General features: G+C 62.8%; 24 protein-coding genes and 1 tRNA gene. 11 read left to right on the top strand and 14 right to left on the bottom strand.

Translation table 11 applies throughout. The features are described from left to right. From Q1V57_RS02230 to Q1V57_RS02195, 8 genes are all read right to left on the bottom strand, one after another. Entirely contained in the window at nucleotides 1-282 is a 282-nt protein-coding gene (locus tag Q1V57_RS02230) for a LuxR C-terminal-related transcriptional regulator (protein ID WP_300527281.1), read from the bottom strand. Between the two features lie 65 nt (nucleotides 283-347). After that, complete coding sequence (locus tag Q1V57_RS02225) at nucleotides 348-1,481, bottom strand: hypothetical protein (protein WP_300527280.1); 1,134 nt, start codon at nucleotides 1,479-1,481, stop codon at nucleotides 348-350. A gap of 24 nt (nucleotides 1,482-1,505) precedes the next feature. Then, entirely contained in the window at nucleotides 1,506-3,254 is a 1,749-nt protein-coding gene (locus Q1V57_RS02220; protein ID WP_300527279.1) for a hypothetical protein, read from the bottom strand. Between the two features lie 3 nt (nucleotides 3,255-3,257). After that, entirely contained in the window at nucleotides 3,258-4,628 is a 1,371-nt protein-coding gene (locus tag Q1V57_RS02215; RefSeq protein ID WP_300527278.1) for a hypothetical protein, read from the bottom strand. Next, nucleotides 4,628-5,362, bottom strand: coding sequence for a hypothetical protein (locus Q1V57_RS02210; RefSeq protein ID WP_300527277.1), 735 nt, complete (start codon nucleotides 5,360-5,362; stop codon nucleotides 4,628-4,630). Before Q1V57_RS02210 ends, Q1V57_RS02215 begins: the two co-directional genes overlap by 1 nt. A gap of 110 nt (nucleotides 5,363-5,472) precedes the next feature. Beyond that, nucleotides 5,473-6,303 (bottom strand): hypothetical protein, encoded by an 831-nt coding sequence (locus Q1V57_RS02205; RefSeq protein WP_300527276.1) that lies wholly within the window; start codon nucleotides 6,301-6,303, stop codon nucleotides 5,473-5,475. A gap of 210 nt (nucleotides 6,304-6,513) precedes the next feature. After that, nucleotides 6,514-6,963, bottom strand: a complete 450-nt coding sequence (locus Q1V57_RS02200; RefSeq protein WP_300527274.1) for a hypothetical protein — start codon at nucleotides 6,961-6,963, stop codon at nucleotides 6,514-6,516. Nucleotides 6,964-7,046: 83 nt separating this feature from the next. Then, nucleotides 7,047-8,930 (bottom strand): HAMP domain-containing methyl-accepting chemotaxis protein, encoded by a 1,884-nt coding sequence (locus Q1V57_RS02195; RefSeq protein ID WP_300527273.1) that lies wholly within the window; start codon nucleotides 8,928-8,930, stop codon nucleotides 7,047-7,049. Nucleotides 8,931-9,537: 607 nt separating this feature from the next. On the opposite strand from Q1V57_RS02195, the gene Q1V57_RS02190 reads away from it, so the two are divergent. Continuing rightward, nucleotides 9,538-10,128 (top strand): L,D-transpeptidase family protein, encoded by a 591-nt coding sequence (locus Q1V57_RS02190; RefSeq protein WP_300527272.1) that lies wholly within the window; start codon nucleotides 9,538-9,540, stop codon nucleotides 10,126-10,128. Between the two features lie 97 nt (nucleotides 10,129-10,225). Here the strand turns inward: Q1V57_RS02190 and Q1V57_RS02185 are convergent. Next, a tRNA-Arg gene (locus Q1V57_RS02185) sits at nucleotides 10,226-10,302 on the bottom strand. A gap of 327 nt (nucleotides 10,303-10,629) precedes the next feature. On the opposite strand from Q1V57_RS02185, the gene Q1V57_RS02180 reads away from it, so the two are divergent. Then, entirely contained in the window at nucleotides 10,630-12,306 is a 1,677-nt protein-coding gene (locus tag Q1V57_RS02180; RefSeq protein WP_300527270.1) for a methyl-accepting chemotaxis protein, read from the top strand. Nucleotides 12,307-12,329: 23 nt separating this feature from the next. Here Q1V57_RS02180 and Q1V57_RS02175 read toward each other — a convergent pair whose 3' ends face one another. Continuing rightward, on the bottom strand, nucleotides 12,330-13,307 hold the full coding sequence (locus Q1V57_RS02175) for a P1 family peptidase (RefSeq protein WP_300527269.1): 978 nt from the start codon (nucleotides 13,305-13,307) through the stop codon (nucleotides 12,330-12,332). Between the two features lie 66 nt (nucleotides 13,308-13,373). Between Q1V57_RS02175 and ggt the strand changes: the two genes are divergently transcribed. Continuing rightward, on the top strand, nucleotides 13,374-15,098 hold the full coding sequence (gene ggt / locus Q1V57_RS02170) for a gamma-glutamyltransferase (RefSeq protein ID WP_300527267.1): 1,725 nt from the start codon (nucleotides 13,374-13,376) through the stop codon (nucleotides 15,096-15,098). Between the two features lie 46 nt (nucleotides 15,099-15,144). Here ggt and Q1V57_RS02165 read toward each other — a convergent pair whose 3' ends face one another. Both Q1V57_RS02165 and Q1V57_RS02160 read right to left on the bottom strand, forming a co-directional pair. Next, on the bottom strand, nucleotides 15,145-16,638 hold the full coding sequence (locus Q1V57_RS02165) for a HAMP domain-containing sensor histidine kinase (protein ID WP_300527266.1): 1,494 nt from the start codon (nucleotides 16,636-16,638) through the stop codon (nucleotides 15,145-15,147). A gap of 47 nt (nucleotides 16,639-16,685) precedes the next feature. Then, nucleotides 16,686-17,408, bottom strand: coding sequence for a VTT domain-containing protein (locus Q1V57_RS02160; RefSeq protein ID WP_300527265.1), 723 nt, complete (start codon nucleotides 17,406-17,408; stop codon nucleotides 16,686-16,688). A gap of 139 nt (nucleotides 17,409-17,547) precedes the next feature. Between Q1V57_RS02160 and rpmH the strand changes: the two genes are divergently transcribed. From rpmH to dapD, 8 genes are all read left to right on the top strand, one after another. Beyond that, nucleotides 17,548-17,682, top strand: coding sequence for a 50S ribosomal protein L34 (gene rpmH, locus Q1V57_RS02155; protein WP_297736733.1), 135 nt, complete (start codon nucleotides 17,548-17,550; stop codon nucleotides 17,680-17,682). A gap of 5 nt (nucleotides 17,683-17,687) precedes the next feature. Further along, a complete protein-coding gene (gene rnpA / locus Q1V57_RS02150; RefSeq protein ID WP_300527263.1) occupies nucleotides 17,688-18,065 on the top strand; it encodes a ribonuclease P protein component in 378 nt (125 codons plus the stop codon). A gap of 13 nt (nucleotides 18,066-18,078) precedes the next feature. Next, complete coding sequence (gene yidC / locus Q1V57_RS02145) at nucleotides 18,079-19,575, top strand: membrane protein insertase YidC (protein WP_300527261.1); 1,497 nt, start codon at nucleotides 18,079-18,081, stop codon at nucleotides 19,573-19,575. Beyond that, entirely contained in the window at nucleotides 19,500-19,874 is a 375-nt protein-coding gene (locus tag Q1V57_RS02140) for a YidC/Oxa1 family membrane protein insertase (RefSeq protein ID WP_300527259.1), read from the top strand. The genes yidC and Q1V57_RS02140 overlap by 76 nt, the downstream gene beginning before the upstream one ends. A gap of 65 nt (nucleotides 19,875-19,939) precedes the next feature. Further along, nucleotides 19,940-20,512: a ribosome biogenesis GTP-binding protein YihA/YsxC gene (yihA, locus tag Q1V57_RS02135; RefSeq protein ID WP_300527258.1), complete on the top strand. Its 573-nt coding sequence runs from the start codon at nucleotides 19,940-19,942 to the stop codon at nucleotides 20,510-20,512. A 19-nt stretch (nucleotides 20,513-20,531) separates the two neighbouring features. Continuing rightward, a complete protein-coding gene (locus tag Q1V57_RS02130; RefSeq protein WP_300527257.1) occupies nucleotides 20,532-21,557 on the top strand; it encodes a DUF1036 domain-containing protein in 1,026 nt (341 codons plus the stop codon). Further along, nucleotides 21,554-22,264 (top strand): pyrimidine 5'-nucleotidase, encoded by a 711-nt coding sequence (locus Q1V57_RS02125; protein WP_300527256.1) that lies wholly within the window; start codon nucleotides 21,554-21,556, stop codon nucleotides 22,262-22,264. The genes Q1V57_RS02130 and Q1V57_RS02125 overlap by 4 nt, the downstream gene beginning before the upstream one ends. Then, nucleotides 22,261-23,085, top strand: a complete 825-nt coding sequence (gene dapD / locus Q1V57_RS02120) for a 2,3,4,5-tetrahydropyridine-2,6-dicarboxylate N-succinyltransferase (protein WP_300527255.1) — start codon at nucleotides 22,261-22,263, stop codon at nucleotides 23,083-23,085. Before Q1V57_RS02125 ends, dapD begins: the two co-directional genes overlap by 4 nt. On the opposite strand, the gene Q1V57_RS02115 is transcribed toward dapD, so the two are convergent. Next, on the bottom strand, nucleotides 23,066-24,280 hold the full coding sequence (locus tag Q1V57_RS02115) for a TIGR03862 family flavoprotein (RefSeq protein ID WP_300527253.1): 1,215 nt from the start codon (nucleotides 24,278-24,280) through the stop codon (nucleotides 23,066-23,068). The two genes, dapD and Q1V57_RS02115, sit on opposite strands and share 20 nt — an antisense overlap. A gap of 37 nt (nucleotides 24,281-24,317) precedes the next feature. Then, nucleotides 24,318-25,721 carry a DUF4932 domain-containing protein gene (locus Q1V57_RS02110; protein WP_300527252.1) on the bottom strand — a complete coding sequence of 468 codons (1,404 nt, stop codon included), beginning with the start codon at nucleotides 25,719-25,721 and terminating at the stop codon, nucleotides 24,318-24,320. Between the last annotated feature and the right edge of the window lies 1 nt (nucleotide 25,722).

The raw sequence follows: 25,722 nt of genomic DNA, 5'->3' as shown, positions 1-25,722 counted from the left end.
TCAGAGGATACGCCGCATCAAAAAGGCCAGCTCTGAACGCCGTTTGACCCCCAGCTTCAAGAAGCTGGCCTTGAGATGGGCAGCAACGGTCCAGTGGCTTATTCCGAGAAGACGCGCTGTCTCCTTGTTGGAAAAACCCTTGGCGACACAGCGGGTGATCTCCAGCTCGCGCGGCGAAAGCAAAGCCAGTTCAACCGTTTCATCCATGGGAACAGGTGGTTGTTCAACCACTGGCTGGCCCTGGACATACTCTTCCGGCTTCAACTCGGTATTCGCCGCCATATTTTCACCTCCCCTTGTTATCGATATTTTTAACACGCTAAACGCGCTATCACGTGTGACGGCCGTTACGCTGGTTTCTTAATGCGGCTAGCGGGTCGAAAATCGATCACATGACCCTGACGATCGCCGAGTTGACGGCGCAGGCCGAGAGATTCCGCACTGGTCAGCCAGTCATCACTGGCATCGACAATGGCTTCAAGCAGGGCCTCGAAATCCGTCCGCACATCGGTCAGGACATAGTCCTCCGCCAGCCAGCGCAAGATATCGCGGCCGGTCACGGCGAGGCGATTACGCTGCGAGGTAACCGGGCGTTCGTGCAAATGGCGCTTAAGCACTTCCTCCAGCACATCCCACCCGGTGTCGGCACCAAACAGGCGTGTAATGTCCGGAGCGTTGAGGATCTCGAATGCATCCCGCAGCAACACCATCACTTCCGAGCGCAACACGGCGACATTGCCATAGGAGGCCTGTTTGAGATTATGGCGCAGATCCAGTCCGGCACGCCGCACCACCGCCATGGACCCGAAGGTCTCGCGGGTATTGTTCGGCCGCAGCACTTCGGAGACCCGCTTATTCTCAAAGAAGGATGAGACATGGCGGCAGAAATTCGACATCAGGGCATGGAAGGGACCGTTCGGTTCGGCTCCGTCCGGCGGGGTCGCATCGGTATAACCAAACACCTTCCTGTAGGCCGCCTTGCGTTCGCTCGCCGTGTAGCGCAGCACACGTTTACGGTCATACTGGTACAGCGCCATGGCACCGGGACCGTCTGACAGCCGGACTTCGCCGGACTTGAACAATTGCTGCAGTTTCAGCACGACGCGGAACGTGCCCAGCCGTTCCATCTGGTAGATGTAATACAAGTCCGCCAGCGCCCAGATCCGTTCACGATTGATCTGGTCGTCGTAATTGGGCACGAGATTGCTCGAGGCGCTGTCCCCGAGCGAGCGGGCAACCTCATCACCCAAGCCGATCATCGGCATCAGGCCACCATCATCGCGCGGATCTCCCGGGGCCGGGTTGAGCAACGACATAATCGCGCCTTCGGCATCGGCAATATACTGGTTGATCAGCTCCGCCTGTCCGGGCCGGCGGGATAATTCATCACGGGCATCGCGGACCATGGTGGTGCGCAATTGTTGCAGCCGGCCGAGAATCCCATTCAATTCTCCAAGCGTGTCGACGCGTTCATCTGTCATGTCAGCTCTCCTGTATCCTGGGGCCTAGCCGGCCGTGTCCGCGAGGGCGCTGGCCCATTGCAGGGCGTTTTCCAGCTGCGACTGGAATTCGCGGGTCTGCACGTAGACCGGGCTCAGTTTGAAGGCGAAATCGAACTCATCAGCCTGGGCCATCAAGGCGCTGAGCATGTGGCATTGCAGCGCCAGTTCACCGGTCACCAGCTTCACCTCACGCGCGCTCAAACTCGCGGCCTGGTGTTCCGGACCGACATGGGGGTCGGTCAGGGTAATCACCCAATCGATCAGCTGGGCCACGCTGATCATGCTCGCCGGCCGTGTCGGACGGTAACGCGTGGCGCGAATCTTCTGGATTGAGACCGGCCGCGTCGCAAACAACATGACATTGCGTTCGCTCGCACTGGTGCCGGTGCTGGCCAGGATATCGCGCAGATCATGCGCCGAGCCATTGAGGACGTGCAATGTTTCCTCGAGCCGGGCGGCATAGGTGCCGGCATCATCGGCAGCAAAATCGCGCAGGCGCATGGCCAGGGTTCTGAAGACATAGGCTAAGCGCTGGATTCCGGCCCTGTATCGGCTGTCGTCGATAACGCTGCGTTCGATCGAGAGCTCATCCGGGTCATTGATCGTGTCAGCATCCACGACGAGCGCGAACAACCCGTACCAGAGCTCACTGCCCTGCCCGTTCGGCTGCAGTTCCGACAAATCGAGATAGCGTGCGATATCCAGCCCGACCCAGGCCAATAGCATGTTGGCGCGCGCCCGGTTGACCCCGAACGGGTCCTCCATCACGGCGACCAGTTCTTCCAGCCGCTCGGCGATACGGGCGCGATAGGTCTCCGCGGTCGGCACACCTGGCTGAACGCGGAAACGCAGGATCGTCTGCAGTCCGTCGAGCGCCGCCAGCAAGTGCTGGCTCTCCGTTTCGATAACATGGGCTTCAACGCGGGCGGCGCCGGCCAGGAGGGGCGAGTTACGGCTCACCGAGCGGCGCGATGTCGGCGCCTGGGACAGGCGATAGCTTGTTTTTCCGTCGGCCTCGACCGCTTCAAAACTGTCGCTGAGCGCATCGATCATGTCGAGCGCTGCATGGCTGCGGCGGTCATCGCGGGCGAAGGCGACACCATATTGCGGAGCACCGACAGCCTGCAGGGTCGCGTTCATCTGCGTGGGCACTTCGCGATAGTCGCCGGCACCGGACGAACCACCGGCCGCCGGAGCGGTATTGTTACGGGCCAGCTGCACGCCGATAGAGGCGACCGCATTGGCCAATTCATCGAGCTGGGGTGTATCGGGCATGGGCCTCTCCTTGCTGGTCCGGCTTGCCAGTACGCCGAGGATGTCATCGCCGGCGGCGGCTTGGGTTTCGATATCCGCGAGGACACGTTTGAGCGCGTCGATGCGCGAAAGATTGGCGCTGTGTGGCGCTTTGCGGCTCTTTGCGGCGGCCTTGCGGGCCTCCTTGGCTTCTTCCTCGACCGCATCAAGATCGAGGCGGAGCGCGGAGCTGAGCAGGTTATCCCGCACTTCGCCGAGCAGGTCGGTGAACCGCGCTTGCAGCAGGTCCTGCTCGGAGCTCGCCTTGGCCTTCTCGACCTCTGCGAGGATCAGCGTGCAGGCCTCCAGACTCTTGCCGAGGTAATCGAGCGACAGCGCCTGCAGATAGTCCTGGGAGGAGTTTCGCAATTCGGCCGTCAGGGACTGAGCCCGGGTGATTTGCGGTATAAGGGCCTGGAAGAATTCGGCGACAGTGTCCGTCGTATCGGGCTTGGTCATCATTCATCCCCGGCCTAACGATTTAAAGAAGTTACGCGCAACAATGCTGGTCTTGGCGCCGGGCCGGGCTATTGCCTGGCGACTTGCGGCAATCAAGAAACGCTCGGGCAGGATCCCGGTATTCATCCCTTTGAGCAGCCGGCTGGCCGCCTCGGCGACCAGGACCTGATCACCAGGATCATATGACACTACCTTAGATAGTTTCTTTCCGCCATACTCCGGTTTCTCGGAGAAACAAATCGCCTCCACCATGGCCGCCATGCCGCGGCCGAGCGAGGTCCGGAAGTCCTCCGGCAGATCATGGAAAGCGTCGCCCGGATAGAGCCCGCGCCAGGTTGTGCGGAATTGCTCGGCTTCTCGAGCAAACCCCATGCGGCGAAGCAGCTCGCAATTCATCAACACCCGGACAATGGGTGTTGGATGAACACCGGTAGGATTGAAGGTGGTCGCCTTACGCGGTGCCTTGCCGACAATATCGATCAGCGACTCCACATAGGCCGGCCCGATCAGCAGCACGCCGCACAGATCGGCATAGCTTTCCTTGTGCCAGCGCGCCCAGACCGCTGCGGCACTATCGGGAACAACCCCGCGCATGACTTTGCGGATGTGCGACGGCAGCACCTTCCAGAGCCCGAGATCATTCTGCAGATTATGCGCGACCTCATGCGGGATGGCGCCGAGCGTCCAGGGATTGATCAGGCGGTGCTGGGGGAGTTTGACCAGGGGGAAGGGGTTGGGCCGCTTGCCAAGCACGGTCAGCTTGACGCCGCGGCGATAAGTGGCGGGACCGCGTCCATCTTCGACATAACAGAAGGGAACCGGTGCAGGCAGGCTGCGCGGGCGGCCGATATTGAGCCAGATGGCCTGGTAACAATCGCGGGCAATCCGGTCGAGGCCGAGCAGGGACTGACCGATATCACCGGTGCGCTGCTCGAACATGCCGGCATAGAACGCCCGCAATGTCTCCAATTCCTTGATCTGCGCGATCACCGCGTCATGAGCGTTGAGAAAGCCGGCGAAGCCAGTTTCGCTGCTCGCGGCCTCGGCGCCCATGGCCGCCAGACCACCGACCTTCTCCCGCAAGCGGGCGCGAGCCTCGTCGAGCAGCTGATTGACGGCATGGATATGGGCTGCTGAAGGGGCTTCGGCACCGCGCCCGAACCCATCCGGCTTGAAGCTCTCCATTGCTGCCAGATTACGCTTGGCATTGAGGATCTGGCGCGACAGATAGCGCTGGGTGGTGAATGCGGGGAGCTTTACCGGCGGCAAGGGCTTGGCACCTTGTACCGGCCGCTCCTTCTGACCGCGGACCGGAGCCTTGCGGCCGGCCCCAGCGCTACTGTGCGGACGTATCCTTGTCTGGGCCGTCGACATCACAGCGCCCGCCGGGACTGCGCAGCCGCCAGGCTGTCCAGCGTCGTCAGCGCATCAACCAGGGTGCGCCGCAGCACCGCCAGCTGGTCGCTGTCCGGACCGGCGGCGGGCGTCTCATTGGTCTCCTGGTTCACGCTGCGCGGAGCGGCCAATGCCTCATCACCATCGAGCCGCAGCACCCGGACCGGAATCAGGTCAGTGATCGCCGCGACCAGCGCATCGGTGTCCTGCTTGGTCAGTTCATTGCGGAAACGGCGGGCCAGGCGGGCCGAGGTGCAGGCCAGAACCGGAGTAAGACGCAATTCGCGCCCAATGGCCGCCCGCTCCGCTCCTGCAGCCTGCTCATTCCGCGCAAAAAGGCGCCCGGCACACAACGGAAACTCAACAGAAAGGCCACGCATACAAGCCTGGTGCAGGCGGGCCCGCTCCGCCGGAGCGCGATAGGCCAGCAGTCCGGACTGTTGCAGGGCATGAGGCAGAATGGCGGCAATGTGCTCGCGCAGCAGACGCTTGGCTGCTTCCCGCGCCTGATTGCGCAATTGCTCGCGGCCATTGCCACTGCTGGCCACCGGCTGCGCGGCTTCACGGGGTGTGGCAGAGACCAGATCCTGGTAGCTCGGCTCATCGAGCGGGACTGTATCGTCAGCTTCAGCTTCCGTATCCAGCAGGTCTTCGACATTGTCTTCATCCCAGGCGTCGAAGTCCGGATCATCAATGTCGTAGGACGAAGGCATGGTGCGTCTCCAAACGGTGAAGGGGTCGGACGATTACAGGGGTGTTGCGTGTTCGCGTCACAGGCGCTGCCGGGCGGCGGCAGACAGGCCACCGCCCCGCAGCATCAGGCTCAGTAGAAGCGCTCGGCCTTGGCGATCGCCGCCTTGTCGAGCTTGCGGCGCTTGATCGCATTGTTGGCGAGGGCCTTTTCCAGGCGCTTGGGCGACGCCAGGGTACGCTTGGCCTGTTTGGCCATGACGCGGACCGCCGTTTTCGGCGTCACCGGCTTACCCTTGGCTGCCTTCTTACGCAGCGTACCGGCCGTCTGCTTGACGATAGTCGGCAGAGTCTTCACCAGCGGCTTGGCTGCCGGATCGCTGGCCAGGCTCTTGGCGACACGCCCCGCTGCGCTGGCCAGGGCCGGGGTGACCTTCTTGACCTCGATCGGGGTTTTCGACGTGATGGTAATCGCAATCGCACCACCCAGAGCCTGGGCATCAGTGGGACGCGACTTCGAAGCGGCGGTTGCCATGCTCTCGGCCAGGCCTTCATCAATGACCGAGACCGGCGCCATGGCGTCCATTTCGTCCTCGGAATCATAATCGTCGGCGTCTTCCAGATTTTGGACAAAACCGCCGATCTTGCTGCCGAGCGCGGCTCCGGCCGGACCGCCGATCACGCCACCGAGCAGGCCACCGATCTTGCCGGCATGGGCTTTTGCAATCGGCGCCAGCTTCTTGGCCGCGCGTTTGACGAAGCCACCAATCCGGCGGAAGGCCTTGCCGAAGAAGGGATCGACTTCGTCATACCCTTCCCAGTCACCTTCGAGATCGATGTAGTCCTCGTCATACCCGTCATATTCGCCGAGCATCTCATAGTCCGAGTAATCATCGAAATCGTCCACGAATTCGTCGCCATAGTCTTCGAAATCCATGTCGAGTTCGTCTTGCATGTCCAACATGTCGGGCCTCCGGTTTTGGAACAGTTCGCGGCCGCGGCATGCACAGCCAGTTGTCCGCAAAAGTGTCCGTCCCGCGCCGTTCGACCGCAATTGCTCGCTTGAACTAGCAAAGGCGAGCTAACCTGTTTGAGGGAGGCAGATCGTTCGCCCGCAATAAAAAAGCCGGAACGGCGCGCGTTCCGGCTTCGGGCAGACAAGGGCATTTGAGGGTCAGATGTAGAGCGCGTCGGTCTCGTCTTCGAATACGGCCCCACCCAGGCGAGCGAGCAAGCCGAGCACCGTGCGAGCAGTATTGGTTCGCGACCGGTAGGCGGCGACGAGCTGCCGGGTCAAAGCATGGGATGGTGAGGCATGGCCATGCACCTGGCGATAGACTGATCGCACCGCCTGCATGAGCAGAAGATTGCTGACTTGATTGCGGTACAGGCTGTCGCTCGCCAAACGCCGCGCCTGGAAACGGCCTCGCCTGACACCCTTGACCAGCAAAGCACTGAATACCCGCGTCACGGCCGCTAGCCGGGCGGCGTTCATGAACAGGCTGGCTTCATAACGATCGGTAGAAACCGGTCGTGCCAGGGCTCTGGAACTCATGGCGTCATAGCCGTCGAGTTCATCATCCAGCCAGCCCGCGTCTTCCAGGTCCAATACATCATATGACATTGCCGCCACTCCGGTTTGCTTGCTCTGAAGCTGACCGATCCGGAGCGGCGGCGATATTGCTTGAACAGGTTAGCTAACGCGCGCTAGGCGGCCTCAACGGCTTTGAGGAAGTTTGTCACCGAGCGACGCAGCTCACCGGCGCGGCTTTCCAATTGCTCGCCGATCTCGGCAACGGATTGCGATTCCTCGCTCGCCTTGCTGGCCGCGGCCCGGATACCACTGACATGCTCTGCGGTCTGCCGGGCACCCTCGGCGGCTTCCTGCGCGGCGCTGGCGATTTCGCTAACCGCTCCGCCCTGTTGCGCGACCACGGTGGCCGTTGCCGTTGACTGGCCGCGAATACCCTCGAGCGCCTCGATAATCTCCGTCGTCGCCCGGCTCACATCGGTCGAGCGCTCTTTGACCCCGCGGACCTTGTCGGCAATCTGCTCATTGAGATGCTGAGCCTGATTGGCCAGGGTTTTCACTTCCGAGGCGACCACGGCAAACCCCTTGCCGGCCTCTCCCGCCCGGGCCGCCTCAATGGTGGCATTGAGCGCGAGAAGATTGGTCTGTTCGGCGACGGAATTGATCAACTCGATCGAGGCGACCATATCGCTGACCGCAGTTTCCATCTCATCCAGATCAGAGCGCGCCGTATCGGCGCGGGTGACCGCTCCATTAACCAGCTCATTGACCTGATCGCTGACCCGCTGGATCTCACCGATCGATGCGCCAAGCTCCTCGGCAGAGCTGGCAACAGTCTGCACGCTGGCGCTGGCTTCCTCGGAATTGGCAGCGACGGTCGTCGTCGTTTCCTCGCTGGCCGACATGGAGCGGCTCATCTCGGCCGATGCATCGCGCAGGCTGCGCGCGAATTCATCGACATTGTCGACAGCGCCACCGACCTCCGACTGGAATTGCTCCACCAGGCTATTCAAGCGGCGGGCGCGCTCGGCCTCGGCCCGCTGCATAGCCTCACGCTCATAGCGCAATTCCTCGCCTTCCATCAGCTGTTTGCGGAAGGCGTCCATGGCGCTGGCCAGGTCGCCGATCTCGTCATGCCGGTCAACACCGCGCATCGGACGCTCGAACTCACCGGCCTCCAAGCGCTTCGTACCGCGCAACAGAGCCGCCAGAGGAGAAACAATGGATTTCGCGATCAGGAAGGCACCGGCGGCAACAGTGATCGCTCCAATAAAGGCGATGCAGACGATGATCAGTTTGGAAAGCTCCAAAGCCCCAACAGTTTGCTCGCGCAGCCCATAGGCGCTTGCCGTCAGGCGATCCGCCTCGGTTTCCGACAGGTCCAGCATTTCGGGACCGATCAGATCGAGGCTTTCACGGAACACCGCATTGCGCGCAATGATGGCTTGTTCAACAGCGTCGAGCCGGTCGACGAAACTTGCTCCCAGGGTCGCCGGAGCCAAACCGTTATCCACCAAGCGCTGGATTTGCGCCTTGGCCGCTTCTGCGTCTTCCATATTGTTATCGAGCAGGAAGCGCTCGGCGGCGAACACCGCCTGGCCGATCTGGCGCAAGTCGCCATCCTGTTGATTGAGCAATTGGGTTGCCGCGGCCCGGTACTGGGTGAAGGCCCGGTTTCGCGTCCCCTGATGTGCCAGGGCTTGGTCGAACTCGACCAGATATTGTTCAGCGAGGCTGCGCAGACGATTGCCCAGGGTCGGATTGATCTGCGCCAACTGCCCTGAATCGCGCACCACCTCACCCAGATTTTGCGCCACCTCATCGGCTTTCGCCTGCGTGCCCGTCGCACGCCAGCCGAACGCGGCCAGGCGTGCCTCGGTGACATCCTCCTGGATGGCCGCGAGTAGCCGGGCAGTATCAACCTCGGCCTCATAATCGTGGAACTGCTCGACAGAGGACGACATCGTCGCAAACGCGATCAGGCCGAGACTGATGGAAACGCAAAGCGCCAGGCCAAAACCGGTATAGAGGCGCGTCGGGATCCGGATACGGGAAAGCATGGGAGGGCTCCTGGGTTATTTTGTAAAACCCTGTGCCATCGATGGTTAACTAGAACTTTAGGCTGCATTCGATCTGAGCGCCGGAATTCGACATCGCATGACGACCCTTTGTAACTACGACCAAAAACAAAATTTTTGTGGGAAACATTAATATATACACGATCAGGGTGTGATCCACTTTATCATATATACTTGGAAAAAACGGAATTCGAAACCGATTTCCAGCGCACCGTACCTCCAGAGCCAAGCGCCATTATTTCATGGATTTCTGAATCGCTTTTGAGTTGATTTTTCATTCGAGACGGTCGGCTGCAGCCGCGTTTTTTCCAATTCACAGACTCGGAAATGGCGGGGGTTCTAGCCATCAATCCGCACCCGCCCGATCATCTACGGGAACAAGTTTTTTCCTATGATCGGGCAGTAGGTTGCAGTTAACCACCTTGGGCGAGTGTCGCCTTGCTCGAGACGCGCTTCCCTCCCGCTCGTTCGAGTTTGACCGGGCCGTCTGATCTCCCCCCGGGCCCGGATCCGCGCCCTGCCTTCCCCCCCAAGGCAGGGCGCCCTCTCATTCCGCACAGATCGCTATCCGTGGGCAACGCGCCTCGCTATGCTCACCGCTATGTCGCTCCTGATTTGTCCGCCCGAAACACCCTTCGCCCCTCATGACGCCCGGCTGAGCCATTCGGGCAAGCGATATCGCTGTGCGGTGGGACGCACCGGCCTCATTGCTGAAGGCGAGAAATGTGAAGGTGACGGAGCGACGCCGATCGGTCGCTATCGCCTGCTGAGCGGTTTCTACCGGGCCGACCGGATCGCCAGACCGCTGACTGCGGGCCTCGTCATGACCCCGATCCAGCCCGGCATGGGCTGGCAGGACGACCCAGCTTCATCTCGCTATAACTGTCTCATCCCTGACGGCTACCCAATGGAAGGCGAGGAGAGCTTTCTCAGGCAGGATGATCGGTACGATATTATCGTGGTACTTGACCACAACGCCGCCTGGCCACACCCGGAAGCCCGGCCACCAGACGTCGCGGTCAAACCCGGCGGCGGCTCCGCAATCTTCCTGCATGTCTGGAACGAGACAGATGGCAAACCAACTGGAACTGCGGGCTGTGTGGCGATGCGCCAAGCGGACTTGCTGGCCGTCCTGGCGCAGTGCGCGACGGGAGCGGAGATCGTTATCCGCGAAGCCTAATCCGCCCTCGCGGCAAACGGGGCCGCGATGCGGGAGAACACGACACGTCGCAACAGGCGACAGGCTCGGGTCGAGCGAAGCGAAAACGAAGCAAAAGTGGCGCACCGGGGAGGATTCGAACCCCCGACCCCCAGATTCGTAGTCTGGTGCTCTATCCAGCTGAGCTACCGGTGCAGGCCGTGTCCGGGGCAAGCCCCGAAGAGGCGCGGAACCTAGCGGCGTGTTTCGTGGAAAGCAAGTGGTCTTGAGCGCTTAAAGCAGAGGCTTTTACACACCGCACACCGTCGCCCTGAAAAGCCATAGAATGATTATGCGTAATCATAACTTATCTCGCGAAATCCGGCTCAATTCCCGGGGCGGGAAAGCACGCGTTAAGACCCGGGGACAACATAGTTAACGCGCATGCCGGCGCTGTCCCCCCCGTCTCAGGCGCAGCCCGGGCAAGCACCGGAACACTGGCATCGCCGATACGGCCGTGTCTTCGCTAGGGAAAATGGATTAATGGCTATCTTCAACCTCACCGCACTCTCGCTCAAGGCGCGCTTGCTTCTGATGGCGGGCGTTTCGATTTGCCTCATGCTCGCCTTTGTGCTGGCAAAGGAAACGCTCACGCGCTCGATCCAGGCGGCCGAGACCAATGCCCGCAATGCCACCGACGGTCTTGTCGCCGCACTGTCTCTGGAAAAAGACCTGACATCGCTGTTGCGAGACACTTATCTCATGGCCGGTGCGCCGGACAGTGACCGGATTGATGCGGCGATGGGCAATCTCGCCGATTTCGGCGTATCGCTTGAGGATACCGAGGCCGTCATCTCCGCCCCCGCCTATATGGCAGCCCTGGCCGATGTGCGCCGGGACTATGGCGAACTCGATGGGCTGATCAGCGATGCCGCAGCCCGCATCACGCAAATGTCGGATGCCCAGATCGGCGAATTCTTCAATGCGCTCGCGGTGTTTGATGATAATATGGACACCCAGATCGAAGTCGTCCGCGACGGCAGCCGCGACGACCTGGCTGCCGCTCAGGCCCAGAGCGACCGGCTTGCCGGAATAAGTATGTGGCTGTCCGGCCTGGCTGTCCTGATCACGGTCGGCGGCATGTTCATCCTGACCCAGCTGATCGGACGCACCATTATCAACTCAGTCGGACGGATTGAAACCGCGCTTTCCCGCATGGCCGATGGCGAACGCGGGCTGAATATCGAGGATACCGACCGCGACGATCAATTCGGCGCCCTGGCGCGTGCCCTGGTGCATTTGCAGGCAGCGCTCAGCGATGCCGATGAAGTCCGCGCCCGCGAGCGCGCCGAGGCGGAGCAACGCTCCGAGCGCGAAGCTGGACTGCGTAGCGCCATCGAGCGCTTCGAAGTGGCCTCGAGCTCGCTGCTCAATGATGTCCAGCAATCGACCACGGACCTTTCAAATGCGGCCAATCAGATGCAATCGACATCCGGCGAGGCGGCGAATCTGTCGGCCGATGCCCGGTCCTCTGCCCAGGATGCTGCCAGCAGCGTGCAGGCCGTCGCCGCCGCCGCTGAGGAATTGGCCGCCTCGATCGGCGAAGTCTCAGACCAGGTCAATCAGACCAGCGATCTTTCTGAAGTCGCCAGTGCCCAGACCCAGGCCAGTGCCAGCACCATCGTTGAACTGGTTGAATCCGCCGAGTCAATCGGCGCCATTGTTGAGCTGATCGAGAATGTTGCCGAGCAGACCAACCTCCTGGCTCTCAATGCGACCATTGAAGCGGCCCGGGCAGGCGAGGCCGGCAAGGGCTTTGCCGTGGTCGCCTCGGAAGTGAAGACCCTGGCCGAACAGACCGCCACCGCGACGCAACAGATTGCCGAACGGATCGCGGCGGTCCAGACCGCCTCGAAAGCCTGCTCGACCTCGTCTCAGAAGGCGCTCGACGCGGTCAATCAGCTCGGCGAGCTGGCCACCGCCTCGGCTTCAGCCATCAGTCAGCAGCGCTCGGCGACGGCGGAGATCGCCCAATCGGCACAACGCGCCCAGACCGGCACCACCGGTGCGGCAAGCGGGGTCGACAAGGTCGCCGCCTTTACCGGCCAAACCGATGAAGTCTCCCGCGCGGTTCTGTCGGCGGCCGAGACCATGTCCAGCCGCCAAGACAGCTGGAAGCGCGAATTCGAGGACTTCCTCTCGACCATCCGCGCCGCCTGAAACCGGCCCAGCGCCGCCCGTCTCTAGCGGGCGGCGTGCACGCCGCGGGCAATGGCCCGGGCCAGACAATCGGCAGCCAGCGAGCCGAGCCGCGTCAGGGTGAAATCACCCCCCTCGCCCAGCTCGCGCCTGGCTGTCGACAGGGCGAAAACCACATCCCCGTCAAAAGGCGTATGCACCGGGCGGATCGCCCGGGCGAAACCGTCCTGGGCCATGATGGCCAGGCGCTGCGCTTGCGGCGGGGTCAGGGCGGCGTCGGTGGCAATACAGGCGATCGTGGTATTCTCACGCGGCGCCGGATTGAGCTTGGCGTCGCCCCAATCCTCCGGTGCAAAACTGTGCTCTTCAGGCGGACGGCCTCCCCCGAACTCGCCGTCGATTTCGTAGGGCCAGGCCCAGTAGGCGTCCGAGCCGGGTAATTTGACCGAGCCAAACGAATTGACGCAGACCAGGGCCGCGACGGTGAAGCCGTCTGCGGTGACGATACTGGCGGATCCGGTGCCGCCGCGATGCGTGCCCGCCATGGCACCGAAACCGGCCCCGGCCGCACCCAGCTGGATATCGCGGGACACCGCGGCCAGGGCCTCGCGGCCGAGCTGGCGATAAGGTGGCTCTGCCCCCCAATCCTTGGCACCGCCATTGGCCAGATCATACAGGATCGCTGCGGGGACCACCGGTGACACCGGCACCCCGTCCCGCGCAACCAGGGAAAAACCGCGGCCACTCGCCCCCAGTTCGGCAGCCACGCCATCGCCAGCCGCAAGCCCGTATGAGGAGCCCCCGGATAGCACGACCGCATCGACAGCATCGACCAGTGTATGCGCAGCCAGGGCGTCGGTTTCGCGCGTACCCGGCCCGCCACCGCGCACATCGACAGCGCAGACCGCGCGCTCATCGGGCAGGATGACGGTCACGCCGGTGCGGATGTTTTCGTCATGCGCCTGTCCGACGCGGAGTCCGGCGACATCGGTCAGCGTGTTGTTTTCCCCCGGCAAAGCCATCAGCGCCCTCTTAACTGTTGCAAAGCGGCTGCTATGGTGACGGCACAATCCTCAGGGGCAAGTCTCATGATCCGAATTCTGCTGTCCGCCACAGCTCTGACCACACTTGCCGCGCTGACGGCCTGCAGCCCTCAAGCCGCTGAAACACCTGCAGAAACACCCGCCCCCGCAGGCCCTGCCATGGTCTCTGCCGCCAATCCACACGCCGTTGAGGCGGGCCTGCAGGCGCTGCGCAATGGCGGCGATGCCATCGATGCGGCGATCGCGGTGCAAAGTGTTCTCGGCCTGGTCGAGCCGCAGAGTTCCGGTCTCGGCGGCGGCGCCTTCCTGCTCTATTTCGACGCCCAGACCGGCGATCTTACCGTCTATGATGGTCGTGAAACTGCGCCCGCGAGTGCCTCTCCGGGACTGTTCCTGGATGCCAATGGGGCGCCTTTGGGTTTCTTCGAGGCGGTATTTTCGGGGCATTCCGTCGGTGTTCCGGGGGCCATTCCGGCCTTGCATGCCGCCCACCGCGATTACGGCACGTTGGACTGGGCCGAGGGCTTCGATGCGGCGACCGGACTGGCCTCGGACGGATTTGAGATCTCCCCGCGCCTCGCCGGCTTCATCGCCCGTGTCGCACCGCGCACGCCGCTCGACGAGTGGGAGGCTCCGCGCAATTACTTCTTCGATGCCGAGGGCGACCCGCTGCCGGCCGGGCATGTGCTGACCAATCCGGCCTATGCCGAAACGACCCGCGCCCTGGCGGCCAATCCGCGCGCCCTGCACGAAGGACCGATCGCCGAGGAGATCATCGCTGCGGTCCAGGCCGAACCCCGGCCGGGCGGGCTGACACTGGCTGACCTGGCCGACTATGAAATCACCGAACGCGGCCCGCTATGCCGCCCCTACCGGCAATACACGGTATGCAGCGCCCCGCCGCCGGCCTCGGGCGGAGTGACGGTGAACCAGATCCTCGGCCTGCTGGAACGCTATGACATGGCGGCAACCGGTCCGGACACGCTGGAGGGCTGGCGCCGCTTCATCGAGGCCAGCCGCCTGGCCTATGCCGATCGCGATGCCTATGTGGCCGACGCGGACTTCGTCACAGTCCCGGTCGAAGGCCTGCTCGACGCGGATTACATCGCCGCCCGCTCGGCGCTGATCGACCGGGAGACAGCCCTACCGGCGGCCCAGCCCGGTATTCCGGCCGGTATAGACCGCCCCGGTGCCGACGCCACACCGGACAGTCCGGGCACCAGCCATTTCGTTGTCGTCGACAGTGATGGCGATGTGGTGTCCATGACAACGACGGTGGAAAGCGTGTTCGGCAGCCATCGCATGGCCGGCGGCTTCTTCCTCAATAACCAGCTGACCGATTTCTCCCGCAACCCGGTCAATGCCGAGGGGGCGCTGGTGCCCAATGCGCCCGATAGCGGCAAGCGGCCGCGCTCATCCATGTCGCCGACCATTGTGTTTGATGAGAACGGCGAATTCGTACTGGCCACCGGCTCGCCGGGCGGCTCCTCAATCATCGCCTATACCGCCAAGACGCTGGTCGCGATGCTGGACTGGGGGCTGACGCCGCAAGACGCGATCGAGCTGCCCAATATCGTCGCCCGCGGCAATGTGGTGCGTATCGAGGAAGGCATGGACATTTCACTGATCGCGGGATTGCAGCAGCTGGGCTTCGAACTCGACGCCAATCGCGGCGAAAACTCCGGCATTCATATCGTGCGCCGGCTGGAAGACGGCTCGCTGATCGGCGGTGCCGATCCGCGCCGCGAAGGTATTGTCGGCACGCCATAGCGCGACGGGCCTGCCGGACACCTGTGGCGTTGGGCGCAAACGCCCTCTAAGGCGCGCCTTCGGCGGCTGTGACCGGCAGGATCACACCAAACACCGTGCCCTCATCGCCGGTTTTGACCAGGACCAGATCGCCGCCATGACCGCGGGCGAGCTCCCGGGCAATGGTCAGGCCAAGGCCGGTGCCGCCCTTGCGGGTCGATCCGGTAAAGGCCTTGAACAGGTTGGCGCGAGCCTTGTCGGGCAGGCCGGGCCCGTTATCACGCACCCATATATGCAATTGCCCCTGCTGTAATTGCGCCGAGGCCGAGAGCCGGGCCGGGCTGCCCGTAGCGTTCATGGCCTGGGCGCTCATAGCCTGGATCGCATTCCGGAACAGATTGAGCAGTATGCGGTGGGCATGATCGGGGTCGGCTTCGATCTCGATCATGGCATCAACCTCGTTGAGCCACTCCACGGATCCCTCCGACAGGCGCGCATCCTCGGCAGCCTCCTCGACCAGGTCGCGGATCTGTACCGGACGCCGTTGCGGCGGGATATCCTCGGCCCGGCCATATTCAAGCGTCGCCTGGCAGAGCCGCACGCCGCGGTCGACGGCCCGGACCAGGCGCTCACCCATTTTGCGGACGCGCTCATCGCTATCCATGGCCAGCCGGTCGGAAACAAGCTGGGCGCTGGCGAGCACATTGCGCAGATCGTGATTGATCTTGGCGACCGCTTCGCCGAGAGCCGCCAGGCGCTCACGCTGCTGCAATGCCTGATAGATCTCGCCCTGCATGCGAGCCAGTTCCTCCTCTGCCCGGCCGATCTCATTACGGCTACCGGACAGGGCGATGCGCCGGGTCGGATCGCCCGGATCGTCACGGAAATGCATCATCGCCCCGCCGAGCCGGCGCATGGGCTGCACGAAGCGGAAGAACATGGCGAGGTAGATCGCCCCGCCGAGGATAACCGCGACCCCGGTGAAATAGACCAGCAAACGTCCCGAATAGGCGCCCAGCGCCCGCTTCAGCTCGCGTTCGTAGATAATCAGGTCGATGGTCTCGTCCGCGCGGCCCTGCGGCATGGCGCGAATGCGCAGAATGCGTCCATCCGGAGCCCAGAGCGTGTCGACAGTGTCGAACAGGTGATCCATCCAGTTGGCCTTGCGCAGATCGGTCTGCACCTGGTTGGCCTGCACCTGGCCGCGATAGAGAACAAGTTCATTGCGCCCGTCGCGGACAAAGGAGACCGCGATCATCTGCTCCCCCAGCAATCGCTCCACGGTCATATCGGCAATGCGGCCGGAGTCCTCGGCGACATCCGCAGCCAGAGAGGCACGATAGGCCAGCTCGACCTGCCGCTCCATCCAGTCGAGGCGGTGCGACGCCATCGCCGGGAAATACACCAGGACCAGCCCCAGCGCCGACATGACGACAATAATCACCAGCAATTGGCCGGGAAGACTCTCGAACAAGGCACGGAACAGCCCGGTGAACGCACGCGCGGTGCGGCGCAGGACGCCGGGAGCAGCGCCAGGGTCGGAAGACGGGTTCGCGTTCATACCCTTTGGCGCTTAACCCAGCGCTCACACCGCCGCAAGGCGGCGTCTTAGCTCTTCTCGCGCCAATGCCGGTGCAAAAGCGGCACGAATGCCAGCAGGACCGACATTGCCAGCACGATGAGGAAGGAGGGGCGCTGCAGGTCCGACCAGCCCGGCATCGCGCCCGCATCGAGCAATTCGCCAAGGCCGGCGCCGAGATTGATGTAGAGCAAGGTCGCCGGCACCGTTCCGATTAACGTACCCAGCGCATATTGCCGCAAACGGGCCCCAAGCAGGGCGGCGGCGACATTGACCAGAAAGAACGGCACCGGGATCATGCGCAGGAAGATCAAATAGGTGAAATCATTGCGCCGGAATCCGGCCGCAAACTTCGCGACCCGCCCGTCAAACCGATGATGAAAGCGCTCACCCGCGACATAGCGGGCAATGAGGAAGATATTGGTCGCCCCCACCGTCACCCCGATCAATGACACGGGTATGGCCCAGACCGCGCCGAGCAAATACCCCGCACCAATGGTGAACCAGAGCGCACCGGGCAGCGAGATGGTGACGGCGAGGACATAGAACAGCGTATAGGCCAGAGCCGCCTGTAAAGGATGTTCGGCAATCCAGCCGGCCCAGCTCTGTCGATTCTCGCGCAGCAGCTCAGCCAGACCTTGCGGCGTCAGCCCCGCCATCAACGCCGCCGACAGCACGGCGACGATCAGGACGAGCATGAAAACCTGGCGCCAATGCTGCGCCAGAAATGCTTGAAATCTTGCCCACACCATGCGCTTTGTCCGGCGGCCCATCGCCCAACTGCGACGAAACCCGGCATCGCATGTGATAATTGCCGCGTCCAGACTTGACGTGAGCCCGGCTGCCGCGTAATGACCGCCGCTCTTTATTTCTACGCGATGGAGCGCCACCGTGAAACGCACATTCCAACCGTCCAAGCTCGTCCGCAAGCGTCGGCACGGTTTCCGCGCGCGCATGGCCACCAAGTCCGGCCGCCAGATTCTGGCTCGCCGCCGGGCTAAAGGTCGCAAGCGCCTGTCCGCCTAAGGACTATGATCGCGCCGCCGATCGCCGTCAGGCGACTGAAAAAGCGGCGCGAATTCCTTTACGTCGCCAAGGGCCGCAAAGCGGTTCAACGTGGTGTGGTCATCCAGGCCCGCCGCCGCGACGGCAATCCCCATTGCTCTATCGGCTTCACTGCCAGTAAGAAGGTCGGCAATGCGGTGCTGCGCAATCGCGCCAAGCGCCGGCTGAGGGAGACAGCGCGGCTGCTACTCCCCCTCCACGGAGAGCCGGGCTTTGACTATGTATTCATCGCACGCGCGGCCACGCCCGACCGGGAGTGGCCGAAGCTTATGAAGGATGTTGAGTCCGCTCTCGTCAGTTTGAAGCCTGGCGAGCCGGGGGACCGCGCTGAGAAGAAAGCCTGAGGGGCCTGCCGTTATGGGCGAAGAAAACCGTAATTTATTCCTGGCCATGGGCCTGATGCTGGTGATCTGGCTCGGCTTCACGATTTTCGTGTTCGAGCCGGCCGCACAGGAACGCCGGGAAGAACAGGCAGCGATTGAGGCTGCCGAGCTGGCCCAGCAGGCCATGGACCCGGATCTGCCGGCGGAGACGGCAACCAGCTCCGGCGTTGGCACGACGCTGGATCGCCCGGACGCGCTTGCCACCGCCCCGCGCATCGAAATCGACGCGCCGAGCGTTGAGGGCACGCTGTCGCTGGATGGCGCGCGCCTGGATGATCTACGCCTGCGCCGTCACTTCACCGAGGTCGGCTCGGACGAGATGATCGCCCTGCTCAACCCGATCGGGACAGACCATGTTTTCTACGCCCGCGACGGATGGCAATCGGCAACGCCGGGCATGAATGACCTGCCGGGCGGTTCGACGCGATGGACCCTGTTGTCCGGTGACCGTCTGACGCCGGAAACGCCGGTCGTGCTCGGCTATGAGAGCGAGAGCGGTCTCAGCTTCGAGCGCACCATCGAGATCAATGACAATTATCTCTTCACCCTGACCGACCGCGTCACCAACACCACGTCCAGCGAAGCCGAATTGCAGCGCTATGGCCTGGTGCGCCATGAGGGCCTGCCGGACGACCTGGCGAACAATATGGCCGCATTTGAAGGTGCGATCGCCGTCGTCGACGGCGTCATGACGCGCGAGAAATTCGGCGCCCTGGAAGACGGTGCCAGCGCGGAAGAGAACGGCACCGGCGGCTGGGTCGGCATCACGACCCGTTACTGGATGGCGGCTGCCATTCCTGAGCTGGACACCGCTTTCACGGCCCGTTTCCGCACCATCGAGCGCGGCGATATCGATGCCTTCGAAAGCTCCTATGTGGAACGCGCAGAAGTGCTGGCCCCGGGCGCCAGCCTGACCTCGACGACCTATATCTTTGCCGGCGCCAAGGAACTCGATGTCCTCGCCTATGTGCAGAACGAGATCGGCGTCGAGAAATTCGACATGGCCTATAACTGGGGCTGGCTCTGGTTCCTGGTGCGCCCGTTCGTGTGGCTGCTCACCCTTCTGGAAAACGTTCTCGGCGATGTCGGCCTGGCCATTCTCGCCCTGACGCTGCTCATCAAGGTTTTGATGTTCCCGCTGGCCAACCGCTCCTATGCCTCGCTGGCGCGGATGAAAATCGTGCAGCCGAAAATGCAGGAGATCCGTGAGCGCTATGCCTCGGATACCCAGAAGCAACAGCAGGCGATGATGGAATTGTATCGTCGCGAGAAGATCAATCCGCTGGCCGGCTGTCTGCCTATCCTGCCACAGATCCCGATCTTCTTCGCCCTGTTCCAGACCCTGGTAAATGCGCTGGAGCTGCGCACGCGCCCTTCTTTGGCTGGATTTCCGACATGTCGGCACCAGACCCGACCAATATGTGGAACTTGTTCGGCCTGTTGCCGTTTGACCCGTCGGGCATGTTCCTGATCGGCGGCATTCTGGGCCTTGGCGCCTGGCCGATCATCATGGGCATCACCATGGCCGCGCAGCAGGCGCTCAACCCGCCGCCGCCGGACCCGGTGCAGGCCCGTATCTTCGCTTTCCTGCCGATCGTTTTCACCTTCGTCCTCGCCGGCTTCGCCGCCGGTCTGGTGATCTACTGGGCGTGGAACAACTTCCTTACGGTGATCCAGCAGTATGTGATCATGCGCCGCCACGGTAACGAGACCCAGCTCGACAAGCTGATCGCGCGCCTGCGCAACAAGGCGTCCGGGAGCGAAAGCTGAGCTCGAACGACGATCTGGATCTCACGGCCGGGCGCAAACTCTTTGGGCGCCCGGTCAATTTCCTTATGGGTGCGGTGGATCTTGAACGACTGCCGCCGCCGGACCGGATCGAGATCGCCTTTGCCGGCCGTTCCAATGTCGGCAAGTCCTCGCTGATCAATGCCCTGACCAACCAGAAGGGGCTCGCCCGGGCCTCCGGCGAGCCGGGCCGGACCCGTGAGCTGAATTTCTTCGACATCGAAGACAGCGAGCTCCGAATTGTCGACCTGCCGGGCTATGGCTATGCCAAGGCGCCCAAGGATGTGGTCGAGAAATGGACCCGCCTGACCCGGGCCTTCCTGCGCGGCCGGGTCAATCTGAAGCGCGTCTACCTGCTCATCGACAGCCGTCATGGCCTGAAGAAAGTCGATGAAAGCATTATGGATGTCTTTGATGAGAGCGCGGTCAGCTACCAGATCGTTCTGACCAAGACCGACAAGATCAAACCGCCAGCGGTCAAGCGTATCACCGAGGAAACCGCTGCTGCCGTCATCAAGCGTCCCGCTGCGTTTCCGCGCGTGCTGAGTACCTCCTCGGCCAAGCGTGACGGCGTCGATGAGCTGCGCGCAGAGATCGCCGCCCTTGCCAAACTGGGCTGATGGCGCCAAGACAAATCCCATGTGGATCCGTCTTGTTCTATTGCTTGCCCTGATGACCCCGCTCTCCGCCCCGTCCCAGGCGGCGGAGCTGTGCAACTCCACCAGCTATGTCATCCGCCTGGCGACTGGCTGGACTACGGATGAGGGAGTCGCCATCCAGGGCTGGCAGCGTATCCGCCCCGGCGAGTGCACCGAAACCCCGGCGCAGATCGATTTCGACAGCGAGCTGCCTGTTTTCTACTACGCCAAGACGTCCGAAGCCTATCTCGGCGGAGTACGCGAATGGCGCGGATCGGTGCCGCTCTGCGCCGATGATGCGGATTTCGATGTCGTCGCCAACACGGTGTGCTCGGCCTTCGGCTTGGCGACGCGGGAGTTCATCATGCGCGAGGGCGCAGACCGCGAACGCACGGTGCTGGTCGAACCGGACCGGTATGAGTTGCCGCCGGAAACCGGCCGCCGCCGCCAGAGCGCGCCCTTTGCCGACACGGCGGGTATTCAGCGCTTACTGGAAAGCTCGGGCTATTCGATTTCCTCCGTGGACGGGTTTGAAGGGCGTGGCACACGACGCGCCATTTCCGATTTCCTCGAGGATGCCGGGCTCAGCGCCCGCCCTTCCCAGGCCGAACTGATTGATGCATTGGAATCGGCGGCCCTGGCCCGCAATGCGACCAGCGGCATCACCGTGTGCAATCGCTCTTTGCGTGACGTCACCATCGCCATCGCTCACCGCACCAATGGTGACTGGGAGTCACGCGGTTGGTGGCGGCTCTTCTCCAGCGAATGCGCCCGCACGCTGGCGGCCAATCTGGAGACCGCCAACGCCTATATCTATGCCGAACAGATCTCCACCGCCGGCCGGCGCTATATGCGCGATGGCGAGGAGGCGTTCTGCATTGCGCCGGCGCGTTTCGTCGCCGAGGGCCAGGAGGCCTGTGCCGAGCGCGGCTATGGCGAAGCGCTTTTCCGCCCGGTCCCCGATCCGGTTGATGGCGGCGTGCGTATTGATATCCAGGACAGCGATTTCCAGGATACTCCGCCTTGAGCTCTCAACGCCCCGACCTGACCCATATCGATCATTGGGTCTTCGATCTCGATCACACGCTCTACCCCTCCGACGCGGCCATCATGGTCCAGATCGACAAGCGCATGACGCAATACGTCATGAAATTGCTCGACCTGCCGCACGACAAGGCGCGCGAGGTCCAGAAAACCTACTGGCATGATTACGGCACGACGCTGAACGGGCTGATGGAAAACCATAGCGTCGACATGCACGACTTCCTCGACTTCGTGCACGATGTCGACGCCAGCGTCATCGATCCCGATCCGCTGCTCGCCGAACGCATTGCCGCCCTGCCCGGCCGCCGCCTCGTCTACACCAATGGCTCGGTCGGCCATGCCGAGAACATTCTCGGCCGCCTGGGGCTGGCTCACCTGTTCGAAGACATTTTCGACGTCGCCGCTTCGGGCTTCACGCCCAAGCCGCAGCGGGCCGGCTTTGACCGCTTCGCCGAACGCTTCAACCTGCCGGTCAAACAGAGCGTGATGTTCGAGGACAGTGTGCGCAATCTGAAAACGGCACACGAGATGGGCTTTACCACCGTGCTCATTCAGGCCAAAGACGGCGAACACAATCACGACAGCGTCCCGCCGGGCGTTCATCCCGACCATGTCCACTATGCCGTGGAATGCCTGAGAACTTTCCTGGGCGATATCGAAACGGCTGAGACCAAAGAGCCAAAAGCATGACCACCGACCTGCAATCCGTCATCGAAACCGCCTGGGATAATCGCGACGGCGTCACCGCCGACACGACCGGTGAAGTCCGCGAGGCCGTCGAAGCGGCGATCGGCCTGCTCGACAGCGGTGAAGCGCGGGTCGCGTCCCGGGAAGGCAATGGCGACTGGGTCGTGCATCAATGGCTGAAAAAAGCCGTGCTGCTCGGCTTCCGGCTCAACTCCATGGACATGATCGAGGGCGGCGTCGCCGGCTCGAAGTGGTGGGACAAGGTGCCCTCCAAGTTTGAAGGCTGGAGCGCCGAGGACTTCACCAAGGCCGGTTTCCGGGCCGTCCCGCCCTGCGCCGTGCGCCGCGGCTCCTACATCGCGCCAGGCGCTGTCCTGATGCCGTCCTACGTCAATCTGGGCGCCTATGTTGATGAAGGCACCATGGTCGACACCTGGGCCACGGTCGGGTCCTGTGCCCAGATCGGCAAGCGCGTGCACATCTCCTGCGGTTTCGGCATTTGTGGCGTGCTGGAACCGCTGCAGGCCGGTCCGGTGATCATCGAGGACGATGTCTTCATCGGGGCCCGTTCGGAAGTGGCTGAAGGCGTCATCGTGCGCGAGGGCGCGGTGATTTCCATGGGGGTTTTCCTCGGCCAGTCGACCAAGATCGTCGATCGCGAGACCGGCGAAATCACCCGCGGCGAGGTGCCGGCCTATGCGGTCGTCGTCCCGGGCACGCTGCCCGACCCCAAAGGCGGTCCGTCGCTGGCCTGCGCGGTCATCGTCAAGCGCGTCGATGCCCAGACCCGCTCGAAAACCGCGATCAACGAGCTGCTGCGCTAAGCCAGGTCTCGATCCCGCGCGCGGCGGCCATGCCGGTGGCAAAGGTCGCCTGCAGGAGATAGCCGCCGGTCGGGGCATCCCAGTCGAGCATTTCACCGGCGGCGAACACGCCGGGCCGGGCCTTGAGCATCAGTGCATCGCTGAGCGCGTCGCGTCGAATACCGCCGGATGAGGAAATCGCCCGGTCGAGACCACGCTGGGCCCTCACATTCAGCGCGATGGCCTTGATGCGGCGCGCCAATGCCTCCGGCTCACGGGGGACATCGCCGCTTTCAAACACCAGGGCGGCGGCCTGCGGGGACAGTTTGAGGGTTTTCTTCAACAGATTGGGCAGCGACTGACCGGCGCGGGCCCGGCTCAGCCTGGCCGCCAATTGCTCGACACTCTGGTTGGGCCGCAGGTCGAGCTGCAATTCTGCCTCGCCGTCTTCCAGCGCCGCGCGCGTGGGCGCAGACAGGGCATAGACCGCCCCGCCCTCCAGGCCATAGTCGGCAATCATGGCCTCGCCCTTTACCGTCTCATCGCCCAGACGAAGCCCGATCGTTTTCAGCGGAATACCGGCAAACCGGGTCCGGAGATGCTCGCTCCAGGCGATCTCAACGCCGCAATTGGAGGCCTGGAAGGTGGCGATATCCACGCCCGCATCCTGCAACCAGGGGACCCAGGCCGCATCGGAGCCGAGCCGGGGCCAGCTGGCCCCGCCAAGTGCCAGCAGGGTCGCGCTGGGCTCAACACGAAGGACCGCGCCCGCCCCGGACTCGAATATCAGCGCACCACCGTCCCAGCCCATCCAGCGATGACGCAGGTGAAACGCCACGCCCAGCCCCTCAAGGCGGGCTCGCCAGGCGCGCAGGAGCGGTGATGCCTTCATCGCCTTGGGAAAGACCCGGCCGCTGGACCCGATGAAAGTTTCCGCCTCCAGCCCGTCCGCCCAGGCCCGCAGGTCAGCCGGCGTAAAGGCATCGAGATAGGGCTGCAACCACCCCGCAGCCTCGCGATATCGCCCGTCAAAGCGCGCTCGCGCTTCGGAATGGGTCAGATTGAGGCCGCCGCGCCCGGCCATGAGGAATTTGCGCCCCGGCGTCGGCATGCGCTCGAACACGTGAACGGCATAGCCCTGACTGGCAAGGTATTCAGCAGCGATCAGACCGGCCGGTCCGGCCCCGATTATGGCGATGTACGAGCCCGCAGACATGGCGCATGTCTAGGCGGGCTCGCGGCAAACACCAAGCCTAGCGCTGCGCCTCGGCGTAATGGGTTTCAAACCAGTCGATAATCGCAGGATAGAGATCAGCCACAGTCTCGCGGTCAGCGCGGGCTTCATAGAGCTCGATCAGAACCGGCCGCAGAGCGCCATATTGCGGAAAGCCGCGGCGCTCCATGATTGCATCCAGTGTATCGAACATCAGCTGGCGTTCCGCTTCGCTCTCAACATGGTCGAGATAGTACAGCGCCGGCAGGGCCCAGTTCAAATATTCGAGGAAGACCGCAAGCGGGCTGCCATAGGAGGTCGCTGAGCGGCTGTCATCGGCCCAGAACGCGCGATCATGCAGGATTGTGTTGATCCGCGCGGCATAACGCTCGCCTTCCGGGTTGATAAAACCGTGATTGAACTCAGTGAAGAGGATCAGGCCGCGCCAGAGCGCATCGGCCTCACTGTCCAGCCCGGCGATGGAACGATAGGGAAAGTTCACGTGCGGCTGCAGCTCTCGATACCCGTTGCTTTGCAGCCACGTCACCGATTGGTTGTTGCCAACCAGAGGTGAAAACACGACCCGCACCCCGTCATAGGCGGCGACATCGGGAAACTGGTCGGAGAGCCATTGCCACATGGCCGGGGCATCGGCCTGGCGGGTCAGGAAGTCGACCTGGCTGGCGTAGAAATCGCGTTCCGACCGGTAGAAGTCGAGAAAACGGCTGTCGCGGGCGAAGGCGCGCATCTCCTCAAAATACGGCATCAACGCATTATTCCGGCTACCGGCGAAACCCGTACGGTCATAGACCGCGCTGCGGCGAAGCTCGCCATCATCGCCGATCTCGAAAGCGAAGCCGTTCATTTTGAGATTGTGATATTGGCTCCAGCCGGCAGAGAGCAGCTGGTCGAGCGCCTGGACGAATTCATGATCGCGGACGTCAGCAAAATGCGCCTGCACCCGCTCGTAGTACGGCGTATCGCGCACCACGATACCGGGCCGGTCGTGCAGGCTTTCCGTCAGAGCCAGGGCGATATTGACCAGTTCGTAGGCCGCCGGAATAGTGATGTCGATCTCGCCACCATGCTCGGCCTGATAAGCAGCATCGAAGCGCGCCGCGGGCACGAAGTAATGCGCCGTAATTCGCTGATTATGGTCTTGGCCATTATAACGCACGGTGAAGTCGACCGTATCGCCAGCATCGATCGCAGCACAGAAACGGTCGATATCGGAAACAAAGCAGACTTCATCGCCATCGCCGTCTTCAATACTGGCGTCGAGAATATCCGGGTCGAGTTCGGCCACGAGGCGCCAGCCATCGGTCAACAGATCGCCGTTCTGATACACGGCAATGGTGCCGACGCCAGACTCCAGCACTGGCCGTTCGGCAGGCTGGTTTAGTGCGGCACTGATCATGGCCGCGCTGAGCAAGGTGAAAGTCAAA

The sequence above is a fragment of the Maricaulis sp. genome (assembly GCF_030149425.1).
Taxonomy (GTDB): domain Bacteria; phylum Pseudomonadota; class Alphaproteobacteria; order Caulobacterales; family Maricaulaceae; genus Maricaulis.
Note: the sequence above shows the minus strand (reverse complement) of the source record. Positions and strands in the feature narration are given on the sequence as shown.